Origin of the sequence: Janthinobacterium sp. PSRC1-1 (assembly GCF_049897525.1) — a bacterium.
Lineage (GTDB): Bacteria > Pseudomonadota > Gammaproteobacteria > Burkholderiales > Burkholderiaceae_D > Janthinobacterium > Janthinobacterium tructae.
Genome location: NZ_JAFCWK010000004.1, coordinates 95,966 through 117,159, shown reverse-complemented (window position 1 = coordinate 117,159; position 21,194 = coordinate 95,966). Strand labels below are relative to the sequence as shown.

General features: G+C 63.2%; 22 protein-coding genes. 14 read left to right on the top strand and 8 right to left on the bottom strand.

What is annotated here, in order from left to right; all coding sequences use genetic code 11:
* Positions 1 to 39: 39 nt before the first annotated feature.
* From phbB to ACP7DW_RS09840, 4 genes are all read right to left on the bottom strand, one after another.
* Positions 40 to 780, bottom strand: coding sequence for an acetoacetyl-CoA reductase (phbB, locus tag ACP7DW_RS09855; RefSeq protein WP_298403747.1), 741 nt, complete (start codon positions 778 to 780; stop codon positions 40 to 42).
* A 144-nt stretch (positions 781 to 924) separates the two neighbouring features.
* Positions 925 to 2,103 carry an acetyl-CoA C-acetyltransferase gene (locus ACP7DW_RS09850; RefSeq protein ID WP_099761085.1) on the bottom strand — a complete coding sequence of 393 codons (1,179 nt, stop codon included), beginning with the start codon at positions 2,101 to 2,103 and terminating at the stop codon, positions 925 to 927.
* 212 nt (positions 2,104 to 2,315) lie between these two features.
* Positions 2,316 to 2,801: a phasin family protein gene (locus ACP7DW_RS09845; RefSeq protein WP_426055120.1), complete on the bottom strand. Its 486-nt coding sequence runs from the start codon at positions 2,799 to 2,801 to the stop codon at positions 2,316 to 2,318.
* A 129-nt stretch (positions 2,802 to 2,930) separates the two neighbouring features.
* Positions 2,931 to 3,839 carry a LysR family transcriptional regulator gene (locus tag ACP7DW_RS09840; protein WP_426055121.1) on the bottom strand — a complete coding sequence of 303 codons (909 nt, stop codon included), beginning with the start codon at positions 3,837 to 3,839 and terminating at the stop codon, positions 2,931 to 2,933.
* A 118-nt stretch (positions 3,840 to 3,957) separates the two neighbouring features.
* Between ACP7DW_RS09840 and metE the strand changes: the two genes are divergently transcribed.
* From metE to minE, 4 genes are all read left to right on the top strand, one after another.
* Complete coding sequence (metE, locus tag ACP7DW_RS09835) at positions 3,958 to 6,288, top strand: 5-methyltetrahydropteroyltriglutamate--homocysteine S-methyltransferase (protein WP_426055122.1); 2,331 nt, start codon at positions 3,958 to 3,960, stop codon at positions 6,286 to 6,288.
* A gap of 227 nt (positions 6,289 to 6,515) precedes the next feature.
* A complete protein-coding gene (gene minC, locus ACP7DW_RS09830; RefSeq protein WP_298403736.1) occupies positions 6,516 to 7,253 on the top strand; it encodes a septum site-determining protein MinC in 738 nt (245 codons plus the stop codon).
* 37 nt (positions 7,254 to 7,290) lie between these two features.
* Positions 7,291 to 8,106 (top strand): septum site-determining protein MinD, encoded by an 816-nt coding sequence (minD, locus tag ACP7DW_RS09825; RefSeq protein WP_071079934.1) that lies wholly within the window; start codon positions 7,291 to 7,293, stop codon positions 8,104 to 8,106.
* Between the two features lies 1 nt (position 8,107).
* Positions 8,108 to 8,359 (top strand): cell division topological specificity factor MinE, encoded by a 252-nt coding sequence (gene minE, locus ACP7DW_RS09820; protein WP_071079935.1) that lies wholly within the window; start codon positions 8,108 to 8,110, stop codon positions 8,357 to 8,359.
* A gap of 5 nt (positions 8,360 to 8,364) precedes the next feature.
* On the opposite strand, the gene ACP7DW_RS09815 is transcribed toward minE, so the two are convergent.
* Positions 8,365 to 8,868, bottom strand: a complete 504-nt coding sequence (locus ACP7DW_RS09815; RefSeq protein ID WP_141171324.1) for a hypothetical protein — start codon at positions 8,866 to 8,868, stop codon at positions 8,365 to 8,367.
* 170 nt (positions 8,869 to 9,038) lie between these two features.
* Between ACP7DW_RS09815 and ACP7DW_RS09810 the strand changes: the two genes are divergently transcribed.
* The 7 genes from ACP7DW_RS09810 (at position 9,039) to ACP7DW_RS09780 (ending at position 16,633) form a co-directional block, all read left to right on the top strand.
* Positions 9,039 to 9,728: a response regulator transcription factor gene (locus ACP7DW_RS09810; RefSeq protein ID WP_071079937.1), complete on the top strand. Its 690-nt coding sequence runs from the start codon at positions 9,039 to 9,041 to the stop codon at positions 9,726 to 9,728.
* 92 nt (positions 9,729 to 9,820) lie between these two features.
* A complete protein-coding gene (hemA, locus tag ACP7DW_RS09805; protein ID WP_116742911.1) occupies positions 9,821 to 11,095 on the top strand; it encodes a glutamyl-tRNA reductase in 1,275 nt (424 codons plus the stop codon).
* Positions 11,096 to 11,191: 96 nt separating this feature from the next.
* Entirely contained in the window at positions 11,192 to 12,268 is a 1,077-nt protein-coding gene (prfA, locus tag ACP7DW_RS09800; RefSeq protein ID WP_426055123.1) for a peptide chain release factor 1, read from the top strand.
* A gap of 174 nt (positions 12,269 to 12,442) precedes the next feature.
* Positions 12,443 to 12,913, top strand: a complete 471-nt coding sequence (locus ACP7DW_RS09795; RefSeq protein WP_426055124.1) for a disulfide bond formation protein B — start codon at positions 12,443 to 12,445, stop codon at positions 12,911 to 12,913.
* Positions 12,914 to 12,924: 11 nt separating this feature from the next.
* A complete protein-coding gene (gene prmC / locus ACP7DW_RS09790; RefSeq protein ID WP_426055125.1) occupies positions 12,925 to 13,755 on the top strand; it encodes a peptide chain release factor N(5)-glutamine methyltransferase in 831 nt (276 codons plus the stop codon).
* 213 nt (positions 13,756 to 13,968) lie between these two features.
* Entirely contained in the window at positions 13,969 to 15,570 is a 1,602-nt protein-coding gene (gene gshA / locus ACP7DW_RS09785; RefSeq protein ID WP_426055126.1) for a glutamate--cysteine ligase, read from the top strand.
* A 19-nt stretch (positions 15,571 to 15,589) separates the two neighbouring features.
* Entirely contained in the window at positions 15,590 to 16,633 is a 1,044-nt protein-coding gene (locus tag ACP7DW_RS09780; protein WP_426055127.1) for a histone deacetylase family protein, read from the top strand.
* Between the two features lie 2 nt (positions 16,634 to 16,635).
* On the opposite strand, the gene ACP7DW_RS09775 is transcribed toward ACP7DW_RS09780, so the two are convergent.
* Both ACP7DW_RS09775 and ACP7DW_RS09770 read right to left on the bottom strand, forming a co-directional pair.
* Entirely contained in the window at positions 16,636 to 17,418 is a 783-nt protein-coding gene (locus tag ACP7DW_RS09775; RefSeq protein WP_298403700.1) for a LytR/AlgR family response regulator transcription factor, read from the bottom strand.
* Positions 17,405 to 18,670, bottom strand: coding sequence for a sensor histidine kinase (locus ACP7DW_RS09770; protein ID WP_426055128.1), 1,266 nt, complete (start codon positions 18,668 to 18,670; stop codon positions 17,405 to 17,407). The genes ACP7DW_RS09775 and ACP7DW_RS09770 overlap by 14 nt, the downstream gene beginning before the upstream one ends.
* 285 nt (positions 18,671 to 18,955) lie before the next feature.
* On the opposite strand from ACP7DW_RS09770, the gene ACP7DW_RS09765 reads away from it, so the two are divergent.
* The 3 genes from ACP7DW_RS09765 (at position 18,956) to ACP7DW_RS09755 (ending at position 20,637) form a co-directional block, all read left to right on the top strand.
* Complete coding sequence (locus ACP7DW_RS09765; RefSeq protein ID WP_035823589.1) at positions 18,956 to 19,381, top strand: organic hydroperoxide resistance protein; 426 nt, start codon at positions 18,956 to 18,958, stop codon at positions 19,379 to 19,381.
* Between the two features lie 120 nt (positions 19,382 to 19,501).
* On the top strand, positions 19,502 to 19,969 hold the full coding sequence (locus ACP7DW_RS09760) for a GNAT family N-acetyltransferase (RefSeq protein WP_426055129.1): 468 nt from the start codon (positions 19,502 to 19,504) through the stop codon (positions 19,967 to 19,969).
* Positions 19,966 to 20,637 carry a diphthine--ammonia ligase gene (locus ACP7DW_RS09755; protein WP_298403687.1) on the top strand — a complete coding sequence of 224 codons (672 nt, stop codon included), beginning with the start codon at positions 19,966 to 19,968 and terminating at the stop codon, positions 20,635 to 20,637. Before ACP7DW_RS09760 ends, ACP7DW_RS09755 begins: the two co-directional genes overlap by 4 nt.
* 73 nt (positions 20,638 to 20,710) lie before the next feature.
* Here the strand turns inward: ACP7DW_RS09755 and ACP7DW_RS09750 are convergent, their stop codons facing one another.
* Positions 20,711 to 21,172 (bottom strand): FKBP-type peptidyl-prolyl cis-trans isomerase, encoded by a 462-nt coding sequence (locus ACP7DW_RS09750; protein ID WP_426055130.1) that lies wholly within the window; start codon positions 21,170 to 21,172, stop codon positions 20,711 to 20,713.
* Positions 21,173 to 21,194 lie beyond the last annotated feature (22 nt).

Genomic DNA, 21,194 nt, shown 5'->3' with positions numbered 1-21,194 from the left:
ACAGCCGCGGCTGTCTTTTCTGTTTTACGGCAACAACGATTACGACATGTGCTGGCCGCCGTTGATCGAGATATTCGCGCCCGTGACGAACGCGGCTTCATCGGAAGCCAGGTAAGCGACCAGGCCAGCCACTTCTTCCGGCTTGCCCAGGCGCGCCATCGGAATTTGCGGGATGATTTTGCTGTCGAGCACTTCCTGCGGAATCGCCATGACCATCTTGGTGCCGATGTAGCCTGGCGAAATGGTGTTGACGGTAACGTTCTTGCGCGCCACTTCCAGCGCCAGCGACTTGGTGAAACCATGCATGCCGGCTTTCGCGGCCGAATAGTTGGTCTGGCCGAAGGCGCCCTTCTGGCCATTCACGGACGAGATATTGATGATGCGGCCCCAGCCGCGTTCCACCATGCCGTCGCAGACAGGCTTGGTCATGTTGAAAACGGAGTCGAGGTTGGTGCCCATCACGGCATCCCAGTTCGGCTTGTCCATCTTCTTGAACGTCATGTCGCGCGTGATGCCGGCGTTATTCACCAGCACGTCGACAGGACCGATGTCCGCTTCCACGGCAGCCACGCAGGCAGCGGCCGAATCGTAGTCGGCCACATCGCACGGATACGCCTTGAAGTCATAGCCCATGTCCTTGGTCGTCGCCAGCCATTCTTCGACCTTCTGATTGCCTGGAGAATAGGTCGTGACCACGCGATAGCCAAGCGCCGCCAGCTTGAAACAGACCGCTTCGCCCAGACCACCCATGCCACCAGTTACCAATGCAACTCTTGCCATTTTTCATCCCCTCAGTGTCGTTCTGTTGCTAAAAAGTTAATCATTTGCTTAAAGCTATCCACATCCGCCGTGTAACGGCGGCGTACCGCAGCGAACCCGGGCCGTCACGCACTGCGCGCGACGGCCCGGGTTCGGCGCTAGCGATTAATCCCGCTCAATCGCCAGGGCAACACCCATGCCGCCGCCGATGCACAATGCTGCCAGGCCTTTCTTGGCGTCGCGGCGGATCATTTCGTGGATCAGGGTGACCAGGATGCGCGCGCCGGACGCGCCGATCGGGTGGCCGATGGCAATCGCGCCGCCGTTCACGTTGATCTTGCTGGTATCCCAGCCCATTTCCTTGTTGACGGCAATCGCTTGCGCGGCAAACGCTTCATTGATTTCCATCAAGTCCAGCTCTTCATGCGTCCAGCCGGCTTTTTTCAGGCACAGACGCGACGCCGAGACAGGGCCCATGCCCATGACGGCCGGGTCCAGGCCCGACGAGGCGTAGGCCTTGATGCGTGCCAGCGGCTTCAAGCCCAGTTCTTTCGCTTGCGAGGCCGACATCATGATGACGGCGGCGGCGCCATCGTTCAGGCCGGAAGCATTGCCGGCCGTGACGGTACCGTCCTTGGCGAACGCGGGGCGCAGGCCGGTCAGCGATTCCAGGGTCGAGCCCGGCTTGATGTATTCGTCGCTGTCGAAGACCACGGTGCCTTTCTTGTTGGCGATTTCCAGCGGCAGGATTTCATCCTTGAACTTGCCCGCTTTTTGCGCCGCTTCCGCCTTCAGTTGCGACTGCAGCGCGAATTCATCCTGTTCGGCACGCGTCACTTCGTATTTCTTGGCGACATTTTCCGCCGTAATGCCCATGTGGTACTGGTTGTACACGTCCCACAGGCCGTCGACGATCATGGTGTCGACCATCTTGAAGTCGCCCATGCGGAAACCGTCGCGCGAGCCGTTCATCGCGTGCGGCGAGGCGCTCATGTTTTCCTGGCCGCCGGCGATGATGATGTTGGCATCGCCGCATTTGATCGCTTGCGCCGCCAGGTGCGTGGCCTTCAGGCCGCTGCCGCATACCTTGTTGATGGTGAATGCCGGGATGGAGCTGGGCAAGCCAGCCTTGATGACAGCCTGGCGCGCGGCGTTCTGGCCGACGGCAGCCGTCAGCACCTGGCCCAGGATCGCTTCGCCGATCAGGTTCGGGTCGATGCCGGTTTGTGCCAGCAAGCCCTTGATTACATGCGCGCCCAGTTCGGACGCAGGAATCTTGGCCAGACTGCCACCGAATTTGCCGACTGCGGTACGGCCGGCGGCCACGATTACGACATCATCCATTTATTTCTCCGATATGCAGGCCACGAGGGCCAAGGTGAAGGTATTAATACAATCCAATGAATCCGGGAAGACACAGCAAGCTGTGTTTCATTCTAGCGTGGCATGCGCCACAGTTCCAGCGCCACACCGCAGGCGGCAGCGATGGCGGCCTGCCCTGCGGTGGCGGCGGGCGGCCTGGCGCGGCGGATAGCCGCTGCCGGGCCGCGACGCGCCTACGCTTGACGAGCGGGACGCGTGTTTTTATTTTTATCATACCCTTCATCGGCGCCGCTGAAAGTGGTTTTTAGAAAATTATTGAAGGGAATAATCAGGGGCACGGGCGTTTGCTTTACCACCTGCACCAGCTCGCCGAATTTTTGACGCGATGCAGCAAACTCACCCTTTGTCACCGTATCGAATTTCTCCTGGGTTTCTTGGGCAACATCCTTTGCCTGGCGGCCATAGGCACCGATGCGTTCAATGGCCAGTTGCGACTGCGTGCGCGACAGTTCCAGCAGCGCTTGCGTATCCTTCACGGACAGCAGCTGATTGCCCGCCACCGTAGCGGCCGCCAACGCCGCGCGGGCCGCGTCGAGCTGCAAATCCAGCACGCTGGCGCCGCTCTCGACGGCGGCCCGGGCATACGCTTGCGCGCTGATCAATTGTGCTTCCACCACGGCCTTGCCGGCGAGTGCCCATTGCTCGGAAAATGAAAACATCGTGTTCCTCCCCAAAGAGTAGGCAGCGCCATGTTGCGCCGCACAGTGCTCAACTGTAAGCGGTGGTTCATTGCTGAACCTTGATATTTATCAAGCTTTGCTGTTGGTTTGTTTCCAACTCAACGTTGATCAGGACAACAACTTGATACCGTCAAGCGAGGCCGCGCACTGCTCGCGTATCACGCTGACGAAATCGCGCACATACGCCTTGTCCTGCAACTGCTGCGGCACGGACACGTACAAGTCGCTCCACAGGCCCTGCTCGCCCACCGGACGCGCCACCACATAATCGTAATCGACGTAATTCTTGATGGCCCAGTTCGGCAAGGCGGCGATGCCGCGCCGGCTCGCCACCAGTTGCAGCACGGCCACCGTCAGTTCGGCCGTGCGGCGTTCAAACTCGATGCCGGCAGGCCGCAGCACTTCGCGGATCAGATCGATGCGCTCTTCCGGCACCGGATACGTGATCAGGGTCTCGCCCGTGAAGTCGGCCGCCACCAGCCGGCGCTGCGCTTGCAGCCGGTGCTTCTGCGCCATCACCACCAGCATTTCAAAGCGGAACAGGGGAAACACGGTGAAGTCGGGGCCGTAAGGCGAACCGATCACGAGATCGGCCTCGCCCGAGCGCAGCAAGTCCGCCGGCTCGCTGTGAAAGCCCGACACCAGGTCGATCTCCACTTCCGGCCAGCGTTGGCGGAACGCATCCATCACCGGCATCAGCCAGTCGAAGCAGGTATGGCATTCGAGCGCCACGCGCAGCTGCCCCTTGTCGCCTTGCGACAGGCGCGCCACGTCGCGCTCGGCCAGCTCGATCTCGGGCAGCAGCTTGTCGGCCAGCTCGAGCAGCCGGCTGCCCGTGGCCGTAAACGCGATCGGCATCGACTTGCGCTCGAACAGCGGCGCCTGATAGCGCTCTTCGAGCAAGCGGATCTGGTGCGACAGCGCCGACTGGGTCAGATTGAGCAGCTGCGCGGCGCGCACCAGGCTGCCGGACGAACGCAAGGCACTCAGGGTGCGCAGGTGACGGATTTCTAGCATCGGGAAATGGGGGGATGTACGTGAATTATTTTCATGTTATTCGGCAAAATGTTTCGTTTTGATTATAGCCCAAGTTGCCGCACACTCTAGCGCACTCACATTAAATCTCGATGACATCATGACCATTCGTACCCACATCCTTGGCTTTCCCCGTATCGGCGCCGCGCGTGAACTGAAACTGGCACTGGAAAGCCACTGGCGTGGCGAGGTGTCCGAGGCCGCCCTGGAAGCGACGGGCCAGCAATTGCGTGCGCGCCACTGGGCCTTGCAACGCGATGCCGGGCTCGATTACGTCACCGTGGGCGACTTCGCCTTGTATGACCAGGTGGCCAACCATATCCAGCTGCTGGGCTGCGAACCGGCGCGTTTCCACTTTACGCCGGAGCAATCGCCGCTGGCGCGCTATTTCAGCATGGCGCGCGGTGAAGCAACGCAGGCGCAACACGCGCACTGCGGCCACGCGCACCATAGCAACGCCGCAGGCACTGCCGCGCTGGAAATGACCAAGTGGTTTGACACCAATTACCACTACCTGGTGCCCGAACTGTCGCCGCAGACCCGGTTTTCGCTAGCCTGCGAGCGCCTGCTGGCGGAAGTGGCCGAGGCGCAGGCACTGGGCCACCAGGTCAAGGCGGCCCTGATCGGCCCCCTCACCTTCCTCTGGCTGGGCAAGGAAAAGACGCCGGGCGAGTCTGGATTCCATCGTCTGGCCCTGCTGGAACAATTGCTGCCCGTGTACGGCGCCCTGCTCGACCGCCTGAAACAGCAAGGCGTGACGTGGGTGCAGCTCGATGAACCGATTTTGGGCCTGGACTTGCCCAGCGCCTGGCGCAGCGCCTTCGAAAGCACGTACTGGCAGCTGAACCAGGTGGGCGTGAACATCTTGCTGGCCACCTATTTCTCGCCGCTGGAAGAAAACCTCAGCCTGACCTGCCGCCTGCCCGTGGCCGGCCTGCACGTGGACGGTATCCGCGCGCCGCATGAATTGATCAGCGTGACGGACTGGTTGCCCGCGCATAAAGTCTTGTCGATCGGCATCGTCGACGGGCGCAATATCTGGCGCACCGACCTCGACGCGGCCCTGGCCGTGCTGCAGCCGCTGGCAGCGAGGCGCAACGGCCAGCTATGGCTGGCGCCGTCGTGCTCGCTGCTGCACGTGCCGTTCAGCCTGGAAGCGGAAACGGCGCTCGACGGGGAAATCAAGAGCTGGCTGGCGTTTGCCACAGAGAAACTGACGGAACTGTCGCTGCTGAAAAACGCGCTGGCCGGCCATCCCGACGCCGCCGCGCTGGCCGCATTGGCCATTTCTCGCCTGGCCATCGCCGGGCGGCGCGCCAGCCCCCGCGTCCAGCGTGCCTCGGTCACGCAGCGCCTGCAAACGCTCACGCCCACCGTCGACCGCCGCGATTCCAGCTTCCCGCTGCGCCAGGCCGTGCAGCGCACGCGTTTCCAGCTGCCCGACTTCCCGACGACGACCATCGGCTCCTTCCCGCAGACGGCGGCCATCCGCGCCGCCCGCGCCAGCCATCAACGGGGCGAACTGGCCAGCGCAGGCTATGAACAGCAGATGCGCGCCGAAATCGCCCATGCCGTGGCGCGCCAGGAAGCGCTGGGCCTTGACGTACTCGTGCATGGCGAAGCGGAACGCAAGGACATGGTCGAATACTTCGGCGAGCAATTGGACGGGTTCGCCTTCACGCGCCTGGGCTGGGTGCAATCGTACGGCTCGCGCTGTGTCAAACCGCCCGTCCTCTACGGCGACGTGCAGCGCCCGGCCGCCATGACGGTGGCCTGGACGGTGCACGCGCAAAGCCTCACGCATAAACCGATGAAGGGCATGCTGACGGGCCCCGTCACGCTCTTGCAATGGTCGTTCGTGCGCGACGACCAGCCGCGCGCCAGCACGGCGCTGCAGCTGGCCCTGGCCATCCGCGACGAGGTGCAAGACCTGGAAACGGCCGGCATCGGCATCATCCAGATCGACGAGCCGGCCGTCCGCGAAGGCTTGCCGCTGCGCCGCGGCCAGTGGGACGCCTACCTGGACTGGGCCACGCGCGCCTTCCGCATCGCCGCGTCCGTGGCCAGCGACGCGACGCAGATCCACACGCACATGTGCTATGCCGAGTTCAACGACATCCTGCCGCAGATCGCCGCCATGGATGCCGACGTCATCACGTTGGAGACGAGCCGCTCGGGCATGGAGTTGCTGACGGACTTGGGCCAGTTCCAGTATCAGAACGAAATCGGCCCCGGCGTGTACGACATCCACTCGCCGCGCGTCCCCTCGACCGTCGACATGGTGCGCTTGCTGCAAAAAGCCAGCGCCGTCATTCCCCCGGCCAACTTGTGGGTGAACCCGGACTGCGGCTTGAAGACGCGCGGCTGGACGGAAACGGAGGCAGCGTTAAAAAATATGGTGGCGGCGGCGCAGCAGATGCGCGCGGCTTGATCGAGCAGCGCGCCGTCAGGGCGCATTCTCAGCAGCTCTTGGGGCGGCGCAGCGGTTTTCCGGGGCGCCGCCCTTGTTTTTTGACAAGAAGTCACTGTTGCCCTACGGAATAGCACGCGCCAGGCCCCTGATGCCGATTTTTTTGCAGTAGAATGCAAGAAATTTACTGCTCCCATTGTTGCTGTACGGAACATCTGGCCTGCCGCAGTTTCACTTTGATAATGTTTATGTCCAAAAGCCCGTCGCAGAAGCCTATCGAAATCAAGATTTCCACCGTCGTCGCCGTTTCCGCCATTGTGCATAGCGCCGATACGCAGGCACTCGATGCCGCCTTGCGCGACATGACGGGAGGCGTGGCGGACTTTTTCGAAGATGACCTGGCCGTGCTGGACGTGGCCGACTTGCCGCCTGGCGGCATGCCCGTCGATTGGGCTTCGCTGGTGGCCTTGCTGAAAAAATACCGCTTGAATGCCGTGGCCGTGCGCAATGCGCCAGCCGAGCTGCAGGACGCCATCCTGGCGCAAGGCTTGAGCCTCGATAGCGGCAAGACGCGCGACGATGCGCCGCCCAAGGATACGCCCACGGCGGCCGCCCAGGCGGGCGCCGAAGCGCAAGTGATGGTGATCGACACGCCCGTGCGGGCGGGCCAGCGCATTTATGCGCGCGGCTGCGACCTGATCATCACCGCCGTGGTGAACAATGGCGCCGAAATCATCGCCGACGGCAGCATCCATGTGTATTCCTCGCTGTATGGCCGCGCGCTGGCCGGCGCCTCGGGCAATGCCCAGGCGCGCATTTTCGCGCTGGCCATGGAGCCTGAATTGGTGTCGATCGCCGGCGTCTACCGCACGTTCGAGGATGGTTTCCCGGCGGAAATGGCACGCGGACCGGCGCAAATTCGTTTGGCTGGAGACAGAATCGATATACACTCTGTCAATCCGGTCACTCCCGTGAACCGCTCTTAAGCTGCACAATTCAAGAGATATCTGAAAAGGATTATTTGTGGCAAGAATTATTGTTGTGACGTCCGGCAAGGGCGGTGTCGGCAAGACGACCTCTAGCGCCAGTTTTTCCACTGGCCTGGCCCTGCGCGGCCACAAGACAGCCGTGCTCGATTTTGACGTGGGTCTGCGCAACCTCGACCTGATCATGGGTTGCGAACGGCGCGTCGTCTACGACCTGATCAATGTGATCAACAAGGAAGCCACGCTGAACCAGGCCCTGATCAAGGACAAGCACTGCGACAACCTGTTCATCCTGCCCGCGTCGCAAACGCGCGACAAGGATGCCTTGTCGGAAGAAGGCGTGGAACGCGTGTTGAACGACCTGATCAACATGGGTTTCGAGTTCATCATCTGCGATTCGCCGGCCGGCATCGAGCATGGCGCGCTGATGGCGCTGACGTTCGCCGACGAAGCCATCATCGTCACCAACCCGGAAGTGTCGTCGGTGCGCGATTCGGACCGCATCCTGGGCATCCTGCAAGCCAAGTCGCGCCGCGCGCAGACGGGCGGCGAACCGGTCAAGGAACATTTGCTGATCACCCGTTACTCGCCGAAGCGCGTGGAATCGGATGAAATGCTGTCCTACCAGGACGTGCAGGAAATCCTGCGCATCCCGCTGGTGGGCATCATTCCGGAATCGGAACAAGTGCTGGCCGCCTCGAACCAGGGCAATCCGGCCATCCACTTCAAGGGCACGGACGTGGCGCAAGCCTATGAAGACGTGGTCTCGCGTTTCCTCGGCGAAGAGGTCGAGTTGCGCTTTACCAACTATGAAAAGCCTGGATTACTCCAGCGCATTTTTGGGGCGAAGTGATATGGCCTTGCTTTCTTTCCTGTTCCCCCCCAAGCCGAAGACGGCCACCGCCGCCAAGGAACGCCTGCAGATCATCATCGCCCGCGAACGCAGCGGCCGCGGTGGTCCGGACTTCCTGCCCGCCCTGCACAAGGAATTGATCGCCGTCATTTCCAAGTACACCAAGGTCAATGCCGACGACATCAAGATCTCGCTGGACCGCCAGGGCAACCTGGAGGTACTCGACGTCAACGTGGTGCTGCCGGACGCTTAAGGTCTTTACTCCGGCCTGACCGTGAGCAATTCCTGCGCCACCGCGGCGCAGGCATTCACGTGCTGGTTGCCGATCTGGCGGAACACGGCGTAGCCGATGACCGCCGCCACCGCCTGCCCGGCGAACGGCACGAAGCGCGCCACCTGCTTGGTGGCAATCTTGACGCCACTGCGCTTGAGCAGCTGGAGGATCAGTTCGCGCGACACCAGCTTCCCCACCAGCATGCCACCCATGCCCACCGCCGCGCGGTAGGCCATCAGCTTGAACTGCGGGTTGAGGCGCTCGATCTGCTCGGGCGTGAGGCCGAATTCGTGGTTGATATCGTTGATCAGCATGGAAAACAGGCCGACATCGGACATCAGGTCGATGCCGGGAATGGGAATGGCCGAGGCGCCCGCCGACATCACGGCACGCCGCTGCACCAGGCGCCGGCAACGCTCGCGCACTTGCTCGATTTCGGCACGACTGGCCGGTATCAGGGTCCAATCGGTACTGCTCTTGTCTGCCATGCGCGTTTCTCCGCTAGTAGGGGGGTAGATGAACCAGTGTAACGTAAAGAATGTGGCCACCGATTTCACTGGACACAGTTGCAATCTCTGTTATATTTCACTTGAGCATTCCTTAACATTACGATAAGCAGAGCGGACCGTCTGTTTGTTGCTACACACTCCAGCCCATTATGCGAATTGCCGTACTCGATAGCGACCATAGTCAGGCAGAACTGATCTGCCAGGTGCTCACCGCCGCAGGCCACGCTTGCCACGAGTTTCAGAGTGGCAAGGAAATGCTGGGGCAACTGCGCAAGGACAGTTGCGACATGCTCATCCTCGACTGGCATGTGAGCGATCTGGATGGCGCCGAAGTACTGCGCCGTGCCCGGGAAAAACTGGCGCCGAAGGCACCTGTGTTGTTTATGACCAACAGCTCGGGCGAAGACGATGTGGTGGCCGGCATGACGGCCGGTGCCGACGACTACATGATCAAGCCCTTGCGGCGCAGCGAACTGACTTTGCGCACCCAGGCGCTGCTGCGCGTGGCCTACCCGGCGCAGAATGGCGCCGAGTATTTGCAATTTGGTCATTACACGTTTGAAACCCGCCCCGGCCGCCTGCTCAAGGATGGCGAAGTGCTGGACGTGACGCACAAGGAATTCGCCCTGGCGCTGCTGTTTTTCCGCAACATGGGCCGTCCCCTGTCGCGCGCCTACATCCACGAAGCCGTGTGGCAGCGCGACACGGCCCTGCCCTCGCGCACCATGGATACCCACGTCTCGCGCGTGCGCAACAAGCTGCAGCTGAAACCGGAACACGGCTACCGCCTCGTGCCCGTCTACAGTTATGGTTATCGCCTGGAAAAACTGGGCGGGTGACGCCCACGCATCCGGGTGAAAACAGGCGAACTGCTCAAAGCGCGGGCACAAGGCGTTATAATGTCGGCATAAGAATTCCCAACAGCCCTGAAATGCAACTGCTCGCCGTCGGCCTCAACCATACCACCGCTCCAGTGTCGCTCCGCGAACAGCTGGCGTTTGCGCCTGAGCACTTGGGTTCGGCGGTGATGGCGGCGCGCACCTGGTTCCAGCGCATCGACCTGCGCGACAACGACGAAGCGGCCATTCTCTCGACCTGCAACCGCACCGAGCTGTATGCGGCCAGCCATGTGCCGAACCCGCTCGACGCGGGCGCGCATTTCCTGGCCGATTATCACCAGCTCAATTACAGCGAGCTGCGCCCCCACTTGTACATGCTGCCGCAGCACGATGCCGTGCGCCACACCTTCCGCGTCGCCTCCGGGCTCGATTCGATGGTGCTGGGCGAAACGCAGATCCTGGGGCAGATCAAGGACGCCATCCGCACGGCCGACGAGGCGGGCGGCCTGGGCACGTATCTGCACCAGTTGTTCCAGCGCAGCTTTTCGGTCGCCAAGGAAGTGCGCAGCAGCACGGAAATCGGCGCCCACAGCGTGTCCATGGCGGCCGCCGCCGTGCGCCTGTCGCAGCGCATCTTCGACAAGATCGCCGAGCAGAACGTGCTGTTCATCGGCGCCGGCGAAATGATCGAATTGTGCGCCACCCACTTTGCCGCGCAAAATCCGAAAAGCATCACGATTGCCAACCGCACCATGGAACGGGGCGAGGAACTGGCGCACCGCTTCAACGGCAAGGCCATCCGCCTGGCGGACCTGCCAGAAATGCTGCACCAGTTCGACATCGTCATCTCGTGCACGGCGTCATCGTTACCGCTGCTGGGCCTGGGTCTGGTCGAGCGCGCCATCAAGGCGCGCCGCCACAAACCCATGTTCATGGTCGACCTGGCCGTGCCGCGCGACATCGAATCGGAAGTGGGCCGCCTGAACGACGTCTTCCTGTACACGGTCGACGACCTGGGCAAGGTCGTGCAGACGGGCCTGGAAAGCCGGCAAGCGGCCGTGGCGCAAGCAGAGACCATCATCGAGACGCGCGTGCAATCGTTCATGAGCTGGGTCGACGACCGCGCCATGGTGCCCGTCATCCAGCATTTGCATGAAAACAGCGAAGCGCTGCGCCTGATGGAAGTGGAACGGGCGCGCAAGATGCTGGCCAAGGGCGCCGACATCGACGCCGTGCTCGAAGCGCTGTCGAAAGGCTTGACGGCCAAGTTCCTGCACGGCCCGCAGCAGGCGCTGCACCAGGCGCAAGGCGACGAGCGCAAGCAGCTGGTCACCCTGCTGCCGAAACTGTTCCGCCCCCGCCGTTAGCGCAGCCGCGCTGGCCGCCCGCGCGCGGCTACCCCTGCCCGCCTGCCGGGCGTGCCGGACCCGCACCATCCCTACACTCTTTTACCGCGAATCGCTATGAAACCATCCATGCTGGGCAAACTCGATCAACTGGCGAACCGCCTGGTCGAACTCGACGAACTGCTGATGCACCCGGACGCCACGTCGAACATGGACAGCTACCGCAAGATGACACGCGAGCACGCCGAACTGGGCCCGCTGGTGGCCCTGTACCATTCCTACCAGGAAGCGGGCAACGATATCGCCACGGCGCAAGAGATGCTGGGCGACCCGGACATGAAGGAATTCGCGCAGGAAGAGATCGAGGCGGCGAAAGCCACCATGGCGCGCCTGGAACGCGAATTGCAAACCATGCTGCTGCCGAAGGATGTCAACGACGAGCGCAATATCTTCCTGGAAATTCGCGCCGGCACGGGCGGCGATGAATCGGCGCTGTTCGCCGGCGATTTATTACGCATGTACTCGCGCTTTGCCGAGCGCAACCGCTGGCAAGTCGAGCTGGTGTCGTCGTCCGACTCCGACCTGGGCGGCTACCGCGAAGTGATCGTGCGTATCGTCGGCAATGGTGCGTATTCGAAGCTGAAATTCGAGTCGGGCGGCCACCGCGTGCAGCGCGTGCCGGCCACGGAAACGCAGGGCCGCATCCACACGTCGGCCTGCACGGTGGCGGTGATGCCCGAGGCCGATGAAGTGGAAGACGTCAACATCAACCCGGCCGACCTGCGCATCGACACCTACCGCGCCTCGGGTGCGGGCGGTCAGCACATCAACAAGACCGATTCGGCCGTACGCATCACCCACTTGCCGACCGGCATCGTGGTGGAGTGCCAGGATGACCGCAGCCAGCACAAGAACAAGGCGCAAGCGATGAAAGTGCTGGCCGCGCGCATCAAGGACGTGCAGCTGCGCGAACAGCAGTCGAAGGAAGCGGCCACGCGCAAGAGCCTGATCGGCTCGGGCGACCGCAGCGAGCGCATCCGCACTTATAACTTCCCGCAGGGCCGCCTGACGGACCACCGCATCAATCTGACCTTGTACAAGCTGGACTTCATCATGGATGGGGATTTGACGGAGCTGACGAATGCGCTGGCGGCGGAGCACCAGGCGGAGCTGCTGGCTGCTTTAGGCGACTAAACGCTGGCGCCGTTGTGCCGGCTTACGCCGACCTACGCAGACCTACGCCGCAATTTGTAGGTCGGCTTGGCGCGCAGCGCGTAAGCCGACAGCTTTAAGTAGCGGCTAAGCAATAAAAATCCGGCCTTGTGCGAAAATGACCAGCTCGATTCCATCCACCTCACCGTGTCGCCCATGAAAAATTCACGCACCGTCCTCCTGTTGATCGCCTCCCTGTGTTTCCTGATGCTGGGCGTGGCCATGTATTTGCAGCATGCCATGCACATGGCGCCGTGCCCGCTGTGCGTGATCCAGCGCTATCTCTTCCTCGCCATCGGCATCGCCTGCCTGGCTGGCGCAGCCGCGAACCGCCCGAAAATCGGCGCCGGCATCGGTGTCTTGGCGGCCCTGGGCGGCCTGGGCGTGGGCGCCAAGCATTTGTACGTACTGGCCAACCCCGGCTTCTCGTGCGGCATCGACCCGGTGGAAACGGCGCTGAACAAGATCTTCACGGCGCAACTCATGCCGTTCATGTTTGAATCGTATGGCGCCTGCGAAAACGCCGGCGAGCCGTTTTTCGGCCTGTCGATCCCGCAATGGGCGTTCATCTGGTTCGCCATCTTCGCCATCGGCCTGCTGTGGACCTTGCTGCGCCGTCAGAAATAATTGAAAGCACCATGCCAGAAACACTGATCCCCGCCGGCAGCACTGTCGGCGCGCTGCAAATCCGACCGCTGCTCGATCCGCTCGACAACCGCATCCTGCTGGGCCACGCGCTGGGCTTGTCGCGCGTCTCGCTGATCACGCAATCGGAGCGTGTGCTCACTTCTGATGAGACCGAACGCCTGTCAGGCTTGCTGGCGCGCCGCCTGCAAGGCGAGCCGATCGCCTACATCGTCGGCCAACGTGAATTCTTCGGCCTGCCATTCGAAGTCAGCGACGCTGTGCTGATTCCCCGCCCCGACACGGAAGTGCTGGTGGAACTGGCGCTCGATCGCCTGCCGCCCGGCGGACGGGTGCTCGACATGGGCACGGGCAGCGGCGCCATCGCCGTCGCGCTGGCGTACACGCGGCCCGACGCCGTCGTCACGGCCCTGGACGTCAGCAGCACGGCCCTGGCCGTGGCGCGCCGCAACGCCAGCGCCAACGGCGTCAACATCACCTTCATGGCCAGCGACTGGTTCGAAGCGCTGGGCACGGAAAAATTCGACCTGATCGTCTCGAATCCCCCCTACATCGCCAGCGGCGACCGCCACCTGGCCGAAGGCGATTTGCGCTTCGAGCCGGCCGGTGCGCTGACCGACCACGCGGACGGCCTGTCGGCCCTGCGCACCATCGTGGCCGGCGCCGGTCGCCACCTGGCGTCGGGCGCCTGGCTGCTGATGGAGCACGGCTATGACCAGGCGGCATCCGTGCGCGGCTTGCTGGCCGACGCCGGCTACAGCAAAGTACAGAGCTGGCGCGACCTGGCCGGCATCGAGCGCGTCAGCGGCGCCCGCCTGGGCTGACCGCCATCTGCGCAAAGCTTGACCCGGCGGCGCGCCAGATCCCCCCGCAGTTTGTTAAAATATCAAGCGCATTCCTGACCGAAGCGCCGCCCTTCTTGCCCGGGGCGGACGCTGGCGACGCGGCGTTTTTTGGGCCGGCGCCGACGCATTTGCCAAAATTCGGTTAATCTCAGCACAAATTATTTATATGCTGCACAAGAAAGGAAGCTCAAATTGCCCAACCTGTTGACTCGCCGCCTGGCATTGCTGACCGAAGATGCCAACCGCGCGCTGCTGGGCGGCTTGCGCGGCATCGAGCGTGAAACCCTGCGCGTCGACCCTGCCGGCCATCTGGCTTCCACGCCCCACCCCGCCGCCTTGGGCTCGGCACTGACGCACCCTGAAATCACCACCGACTACGCCGAAGCGCTGCTCGAATTCATCACCCCGGCTGAAAGCGACATCGCCACGACATTAAGCAAGCTCGATACCGTGCACCGCCACGCCTACAGCCGCCTCGGTGACGAGTTGCTGTGGAGCCAGTCGATGCCCTGCCAGTTGCCGCCCGAGGCGGAGATCGAAATCGCCAACTACGGCACGTCGAACATGGGCATGCTCAAGCACGTCTACCGGCGCGGCCTGGCCTTGCGCTACGGCAAGGCCATGCAATGCATCGCCGGCATCCATTACAACTATTCGCTCGACGAACAGCTGTGGCAAGTGCTCGCCAGCAACCCGGACACCAGCGCCAGCCCGACGCAGGCAGCTGCCTCGCCGAAAGACGTGCAGTCGGAAAGCTATCTGGCGACGATCCGCAATTTCCGCCGCTACAGCTGGCTGCTGATGTACCTGTTCGGCGCTTCGCCGGCGCTGTCGGCCGGTTTCCTGCGCGGGCGCGCGCACAAGCTCGACACCTTGTCCGACGACACCCTGTTCCTGCCGTACGCCACCAGCCTGCGCATGAGCGACCTCGGCTACCAGAACGATGCCCAGTCGGGCCTGCGCCCGCACGAAAACAGCCTGGAAGACTACGTCAGCGCGCTCACGCATGCCGTCAACGATCCCTACCCGCCGTATGCGGCGCTGGGCACGAAGAAGGATGGCGAGTGGATTCAATTGTCCACCAACGTGCTGCAGATCGAAAATGAATACTATTCGACCATCCGCCCGAAGCGCGTGATCCGCACGGGCGAGCGCCCCATCCAGGCCCTGTGCCTGCGCGGCGTGCAATACATCGAAGTGCGCTGCATGGATGTCGACCCGTTCGAACCGGTCGGCATCAGCCTGGAAACGGGGCGCTTCCTCGACGCGTTTTTGCTGTTCTGCGCGCTCGATGACAGTGCACCGATTTCTGCCGAGCAAAGCGCCTGCTACACGCACAATTTCGCCCGCACCGTCAAGGAAGGCCGCACGCCGGGCCTGACCCTGCACCGCGATGGCGAGGAAATCAGCTTGCAGGCATGGGGTGAGCAATTGCTGGCGCGTATCGCGCCAGTGGCGGCCCTTCTTGACGCACGGCATGGCGGCACGGCACACGCGGACAGCCTGGCGGCGCAGGCAGCCAAATTGGCCGACCCGGACACGACGCCATCGGCCAAGGTATTGGCCGAGCTGCGCGCCAACGGCGGCTCGTTTGCCGCCTTCGGCCTGCGCCAGAGCGAGCGCCACGCCGCCTACTTCCGCGCGCAGCCAGCAAGCAAGGAACAAAGCGCGTATTTCGACGCGATGGCCGCCAGCTCGCTGGCCGAGCAGCGCGCCATGGAAGCGGCGCCCGCCGGCAGCTTCGACGATTTCGTCGCCGCCTACCGCGCCAGCACCCTGTGCTCGCACACCTGAGCTTGCACAAAACGCCCCGATGCTGACCTTCTACAATGAATTGCACAGCCAGCACCGGGGCCGCTTCGAGCTATTTCGCGGCACTATGGTGCCCTGCTTCGAGACGCCCGAACGGGCCGACATGGTGGTGGCCGAACTGGGACGGCGCAACCTGGGCCGCATCGTCACACCGCACGGTGTACCGCTGACGTCGCTGGAGCGCATCCACACACCGCGTTACCTGCACTTCCTGCGCCACGCCTGGCACGACTGGCTGGCGCTCGACCCGGACAATGCCAACAAGGATGCCTTGCCCTCCGTGTGGCCCGTGCGCACCTTGCGCAGCGATATCGAACCGGACGACTTCACGGCCAAGCTGGGCCTGTATTCGATGGATAACGGCACGCCGCTGACGGCCGGCACGTGGACGGCGGCCAAGACGGGCGCCGACTGCGCCGTCAACGCGGCGCACGCGCTGCGCCTGGGCGAGCGCGCCACGTTCGCCCTGACGCGCCCGCCGGGCCACCATGCGGGCAGCGATTTCTTTGGCGGCTACTGTTTTCTGAACAACGCGGCCCTGGCCGCACAGCACCTGCTCGACGACGGCGCCAGCAAGGTCGCCATCCTCGATATCGACTACCACCACGGCAACGGCACCCAAAGCATCTTTTATGCGCGCAACGACGTGCTGTTCGCCTCGATCCACGCCGACCCGCGCAGCGAATACCCGTTTTACCTGGGCCACGCCGATGAGACGGGCAGCGGCGCCGGGCTCGGCTACAACGTCAACCTGCCGCTGCCGGCCGGCAGCACCACGGCCAGCTGGTTTGCCGCGCTGGAAACGGCTTGCCTGCGCATCAAGATGTACGCGCCCGACGCGCTGGTGGTGTCGCTCGGCGTCGACACCTTCGTCGGCGACCCGCTGTCGCACTTCGCCCTGCAAAGCGGCGACTACCTGCGCGTGGGCGAACGCCTGGCGCATCTGAACCTGCCCACCGCCTTCATCCTCGAAGGGGGCTATGCGGTGAAGGAACTGGGCATCAATGTGGTGAACGTGCTTGAAGGTTTCGAGACGGCCGACTAACGCTACATATTCCTGAACAGCGCCATGAACGGCTGGCTCACGGCCAGGGTTTCCGGCCGCGTTTTCAGGCGCAACACACCGCGTCCCACTTCGTCGCGCGTGACCGACGCCACCATCTTCATGTTGACGATGGTGGAGCGGTGGATCTGTTTAAAGATGGCCGGATCGAGCACGTCGAGCAGTTCGCGGATCGGCTTGCGCAGCAGCGCCTCGCCGTCCGCCGTCATGACGGCCGTGTACTTGGTATCGGACTGAAAATAGGCGATGTCTTCCACCATGATCAGGCGCGTATCCTTGCCGCTGCTGGCCGTCAGCCACACCAGCGGCGGCGACTTGGCCGCCGCCGGCAAGGCGCTGCTCAATTGCTGCAGCAAGCCAGCCAGCGCGCCGTCGCCCACCGTTCCCTTGCCGGCCCGCGCCTGCAGGCGCTGCAAGGTCGCCTGCAGGCGCTCGCGGGCGATGGGTTTCAATAAGTAATCGACGGCGCCCTTGTCGAAGGCATCGATCGCGTACTGGTCGTAGGCGGTGACGAACACCACCTGGGTGGCGGGACTGGCGTCGAGCGCGCCAGCGGCCACTTCCAGCCCCGTCAAACCCGGCATGCGGATATCGAGGAAGGCGACGTCGGGTCGCAGGGTGGCGATGGCGTCGAGCGCCGTGCCGCCGTCGTCGCAGGCGGCAACGATGCGCAAGTCGGGCCACTCTTCGGCCAGCAGGGCCACCAGCGCATCGCGCAGCAGGGTTTCATCTTCGGCGATGACGCAGGTCATCTCAGGCGGATGCATACGACACTCCCTGCGCCGTGCTGTCGGGCACCGTGATGGTGGCCGTCACGCCATCGGGAAAATTGGCGACAATGGCAAACGCGGCGGCATGGCCGTAGGTCAGGCGCAGGCGTTCGCGCACATTGCGCAGGCCGATGCCCGTGCCGGCGCCGTCGTCGCTGAAACCCTTGCCGTCGTCGGCCACCGTGACGATCACCGTACCATTGCCGCTACGCGCCATGATCCAGACGGTGCCGCCGCCGCTCTTGGGCTCCAGGCCATGCTTGATGGCGTTTTCCACCAGGGTTTGCAGCATCATCGGCGGCAGTTCCACCTGGCGCAGGTATTGCGGTACCTCAATCTGCAGGTTCAGGCGTGCGCCCATGCGGATTTTCAGGATGTCGAGGTAGGCGCGCGCCCGTTCCAGCTCCGTGCCCAGGGTCGACATGGCTTGCTCCGTGCGCGGCAGCGAGTGGCGCAAATACAGAATCAGGTTGCCCAGCATTTCATCGGCGCGCACGGGGTCGCTGCGCGTGAGCAGCTGCGCGCTGGCCAGCGTGTTGTACAGGAAGTGCGGCTCGACCTGCGCGTGCAGCAGGCTCAGCTTGGCCACCGTGAGTTCCTTTTCCGTCACCGTCTGGCGCGCTTCGGCCTGCTCGCCGCGGCGGCGCTGCGCCACCCGGCGCGTGATGGCGCGCGTCACCGCTTCCGCGTTTTCCAGGTTGCTGCCGTGGTCGACGAGGAACCAGTCGGTCCAGGCATTGCGCGCCGGCTCGCAGATCAGGGTCACGCTGCCCGCCTCGCCATTCGGCGTGACGGTGGCGAGGATCTGGTTCGGCCGCGGCTCGAGGAAACCCAGCACGCGCATGCGGGGCAAGCCCGTGTGCGTGTACGGTGCCGCGCGGCGCACTCTCGCCTGCACCTGCAGGCTGTCGCGCGCGCTTTCGACCACTTCGCTGCCCGGCAATTCGCGGATGGCCGCGTCGATCATGTCGAACGCCTCGCCCGCCTCGAACGGGATCTCGATCTGGCGCCGCTGGCGGCTCGACAGCGTGCCGGGGTTGACGGCGCCGGCGATCAGGCGCACGCGGCGCACGTGCGAAAACGCATTCGTGATGACGGCGCCGGCCAGCAGCGCGCCGACGCTGACAAAAAAGCCTTCCGTATGCCCGAAGAGATAGCGCAGGAAATTCTCCACCAGGATCGCCGTGGCGATGATGTAGGTGAGCATCGTGGCCAGGGTGATGCGCAGGATAAAGAAGAGGCTAGTCATGATTTTTTCCTTGGGGTGTAAAGTGAGCCCAGCATAACCATCGCCCCCGGCGACGGTGGCCATTATGCGATGGAAGGGCAATACTGGCGACAAAGGCAGCAAAATAAAGTACCAATGTGCGTCGCCTGAAAATAAAATCGCTTGCAATTAAATAGCGCACGATATATATTGAGCACATGGACGCCGGCAAGCGCTTCTGCAGACGGGCATCCTGGGGCACTCGTCCATGAAACAAGTAGCACACTATTTAGTCGTTAACTATTTAATTTACTCAAGGAAACCACCATGTCGATCAAACAAGTCCTGTACCGCGCACAAGCCACCGCCACCGGAGGCCGCGAAGGCCGTGCCGTGTCGTCCGACAATGTGCTGGACGTCAAGCTGACCACGCCGAAAGAACTGGGCGGCAATGGCGCCGTGGGCACCAATCCGGAACAACTGTTCGCCGCCGGCTACTCGGCCTGCTTCATCGGCGCCATGAAATTCGTCGGTGGCCGCGACAAGATCGCCCTGCCGGCAGACCTGTCCATCGAAGGCAACGTCGGCATCGGCGCCATCGACACGGGCTTCGGCATCGAAGTGGAACTGAAAATTTCGCTGCCGGGCATGGAGCGCGCCGCCGCCGAAGCGCTGGTCGCCGCCGCCCACATCGTGTGCCCGTACTCGAACGCCACGCGCGGCAACATCGACGTCACCCTGACGATCGTCTGAACGCACCTGGCATAACTGCCGCGCGTCGCCATCAAAACCGCACTGCCATGTAGGCAGCGCGGTTTTTTTTCACGTGTGCCTTTAGAATGACGCTCTTTTCCTGATTTTTTCGGAGTACGCATGATCGCCTGGCAATGGAACACGTTCGACGAACTCGGCCCCCACGCTTTGTACCAGGTGCTGGCCTTGCGCCAGCGCGTGTTCGTCATCGAACAGCAGTGCATTTACCCGGACCTCGATGGCCATGACCAGCAAGCCATGCACTTGCTGGGCTGGCAAATGGTCGATGGCCAGCGCCGGCTGGCCGCCTACCTGCGCGTGCTGGCGCCGGGCGCCAAATACGTGGAAATGTCGCTGGGCCGCGTGCTGACGGCGCCCGAGGCGCGCAGCACGGGCGCCGGCAAGCAGCTGCTGCTTGAGGGCATCGCGCACGCCGAACGCCAGCATCCTGGCCACGCCATTCGCATCGGTGCGCAGCACTACCTGGAGCGCTTCTACCAGTCGTTCGGTTTTGTCACCGTCAGCGCCCCCTACGACGAAGACGGCATACAGCACGTCGACATGCTGCGCGCGGAGAAACCGGCATGACGACGGCCCTCATTTCCTGGAGCGGCGGCAAGGATTCCTGCCTGGCCCTGTGGCGCGCGCGCAACGCCGGCATGCGCGTGCCGCTGCTGATCACGGCCATGGATGAAGATGGCCGCAAATCGCGCTCGCACGGCGTGCCGCCGGAATTGCTCGAAGCGCAGGCGGCCAGCCTGGGGGCGCGCCTGCAGCGCTATCACGCCAGCTGGGCCAGCTACGAGGAACAATTCATCGCCATGTTGCGCGCGGCGAAAGACGAGGGCATAGCGCACGCCCTGTTTGGCGACATCGACCTGCAGCCGCACCGCGACTGGGAAGAAAAAGTCTGCGCCGCGGCCGGCCTGACGGCCCATCTGCCCCTGTGGGGCGAAGCGCGGCGCGCGCTGGTCGACGAATTTCTCGCCGCCGGCTTCAAGGCCATCGTCGTGTGCATCAATGGCCAGCACCTGCCACGCGAATTTTGCGGGCGCGAGTTCGACGCCGCCTTTTTGGCCGACCTGCCGCCCGGTGTCGACGCCTGCGGCGAAAACGGCGAATTCCACACCTTCGTCTACGACGGCCCCGCCTTCAGCGCCCCGGTGGCGCTGCGCCGCACGCAGGTGCTGCAATATGACGCGCCGGCCGATCTGGGTGGCGCCACGTATTACTTCCAGGAACTGGCGCCAGCCTGACGCAGACAGGGCCCGCAAAACAAAAAGGGCGATTCCGTGGAATCGCCCTTGGTATTGGCTCCCCTGCGCGTGCCTACTTCTTTTTCTCCACGCCGATCAGCTTGACTTCAAACAGCAAGCCCGCGTAGGCGGGAATCGACGACGCCCCCCTTTCGCCATAACCCAGGGTATACGGAATCGACAGGATACGGGTGCCGCCGACCTTCATGCCGAGCAGGCCGCGGTCCCAGCCCACGATAACCGTGCCGCTGCCCAGAACGAAGTCAAAACCGGCTCCTGTCTGGTTCGAATCGAACTGCTTGCCCTTGTTGTCAGGCTTGCTTGCGTCATACAGCCAGCCCGTGTAAAGCACCTTCAGGGTATCGCCCGCGACCGCCTCCGTGCCGGTGCCGACCACCGGATTGGTAATGACCAGTTCTTTCACTTGCGTATTCGGGTCGAGCACGACCGGCTTTTCCGTGTTGGCGGCGGCGCCGCAGGCGGTCAGGGCCACGGCACAAGCGAGCGTGGCGATCAATTGAAATACCGATTTCATGGTTTCCCTTTAAATATTGGTG

Coding starts and splice junctions, on each gene's coding strand:
- ACP7DW_RS09755 (WP_298403687.1), top strand. CDS start 19,966: ATGACGACGGCCCTCATTTCCTGGAGCGGCGGCAAGGATTCCTGCCTG.
- prmC (WP_426055125.1), top strand. CDS start 12,925: ATGCCAGAAACACTGATCCCCGCCGGCAGCACTGTCGGCGCGCTGCAA.
- minE (WP_071079935.1), top strand. CDS start 8,108: ATGGCCTTGCTTTCTTTCCTGTTCCCCCCCAAGCCGAAGACGGCCACC.
- hemA (WP_116742911.1), top strand. CDS start 9,821: ATGCAACTGCTCGCCGTCGGCCTCAACCATACCACCGCTCCAGTGTCG.
- prfA (WP_426055123.1), top strand. CDS start 11,192: ATGAAACCATCCATGCTGGGCAAACTCGATCAACTGGCGAACCGCCTG.
- ACP7DW_RS09770 (WP_426055128.1), bottom strand. CDS start 18,670: ATGACTAGCCTCTTCTTTATCCTGCGCATCACCCTGGCCACGATGCTC.
- metE (WP_426055122.1), top strand. CDS start 3,958: ATGACCATTCGTACCCACATCCTTGGCTTTCCCCGTATCGGCGCCGCG.
- ACP7DW_RS09850 (WP_099761085.1), bottom strand. CDS start 2,103: ATGGATGATGTCGTAATCGTGGCCGCCGGCCGTACCGCAGTCGGCAAA.
- ACP7DW_RS09765 (WP_035823589.1), top strand. CDS start 18,956: ATGTCGATCAAACAAGTCCTGTACCGCGCACAAGCCACCGCCACCGGA.
- ACP7DW_RS09810 (WP_071079937.1), top strand. CDS start 9,039: ATGCGAATTGCCGTACTCGATAGCGACCATAGTCAGGCAGAACTGATC.
- minC (WP_298403736.1), top strand. CDS start 6,516: ATGTCCAAAAGCCCGTCGCAGAAGCCTATCGAAATCAAGATTTCCACC.
- ACP7DW_RS09750 (WP_426055130.1), bottom strand. CDS start 21,172: ATGAAATCGGTATTTCAATTGATCGCCACGCTCGCTTGTGCCGTGGCC.
- ACP7DW_RS09845 (WP_426055120.1), bottom strand. CDS start 2,801: ATGTTTTCATTTTCCGAGCAATGGGCACTCGCCGGCAAGGCCGTGGTG.
- ACP7DW_RS09840 (WP_426055121.1), bottom strand. CDS start 3,839: ATGCTAGAAATCCGTCACCTGCGCACCCTGAGTGCCTTGCGTTCGTCC.
- phbB (WP_298403747.1), bottom strand. CDS start 780: ATGGCAAGAGTTGCATTGGTAACTGGTGGCATGGGTGGTCTGGGCGAA.
- ACP7DW_RS09760 (WP_426055129.1), top strand. CDS start 19,502: ATGATCGCCTGGCAATGGAACACGTTCGACGAACTCGGCCCCCACGCT.
- ACP7DW_RS09775 (WP_298403700.1), bottom strand. CDS start 17,418: ATGCATCCGCCTGAGATGACCTGCGTCATCGCCGAAGATGAAACCCTG.
- ACP7DW_RS09795 (WP_426055124.1), top strand. CDS start 12,443: ATGAAAAATTCACGCACCGTCCTCCTGTTGATCGCCTCCCTGTGTTTC.
- ACP7DW_RS09815 (WP_141171324.1), bottom strand. CDS start 8,868: ATGGCAGACAAGAGCAGTACCGATTGGACCCTGATACCGGCCAGTCGT.
- ACP7DW_RS09780 (WP_426055127.1), top strand. CDS start 15,590: ATGCTGACCTTCTACAATGAATTGCACAGCCAGCACCGGGGCCGCTTC.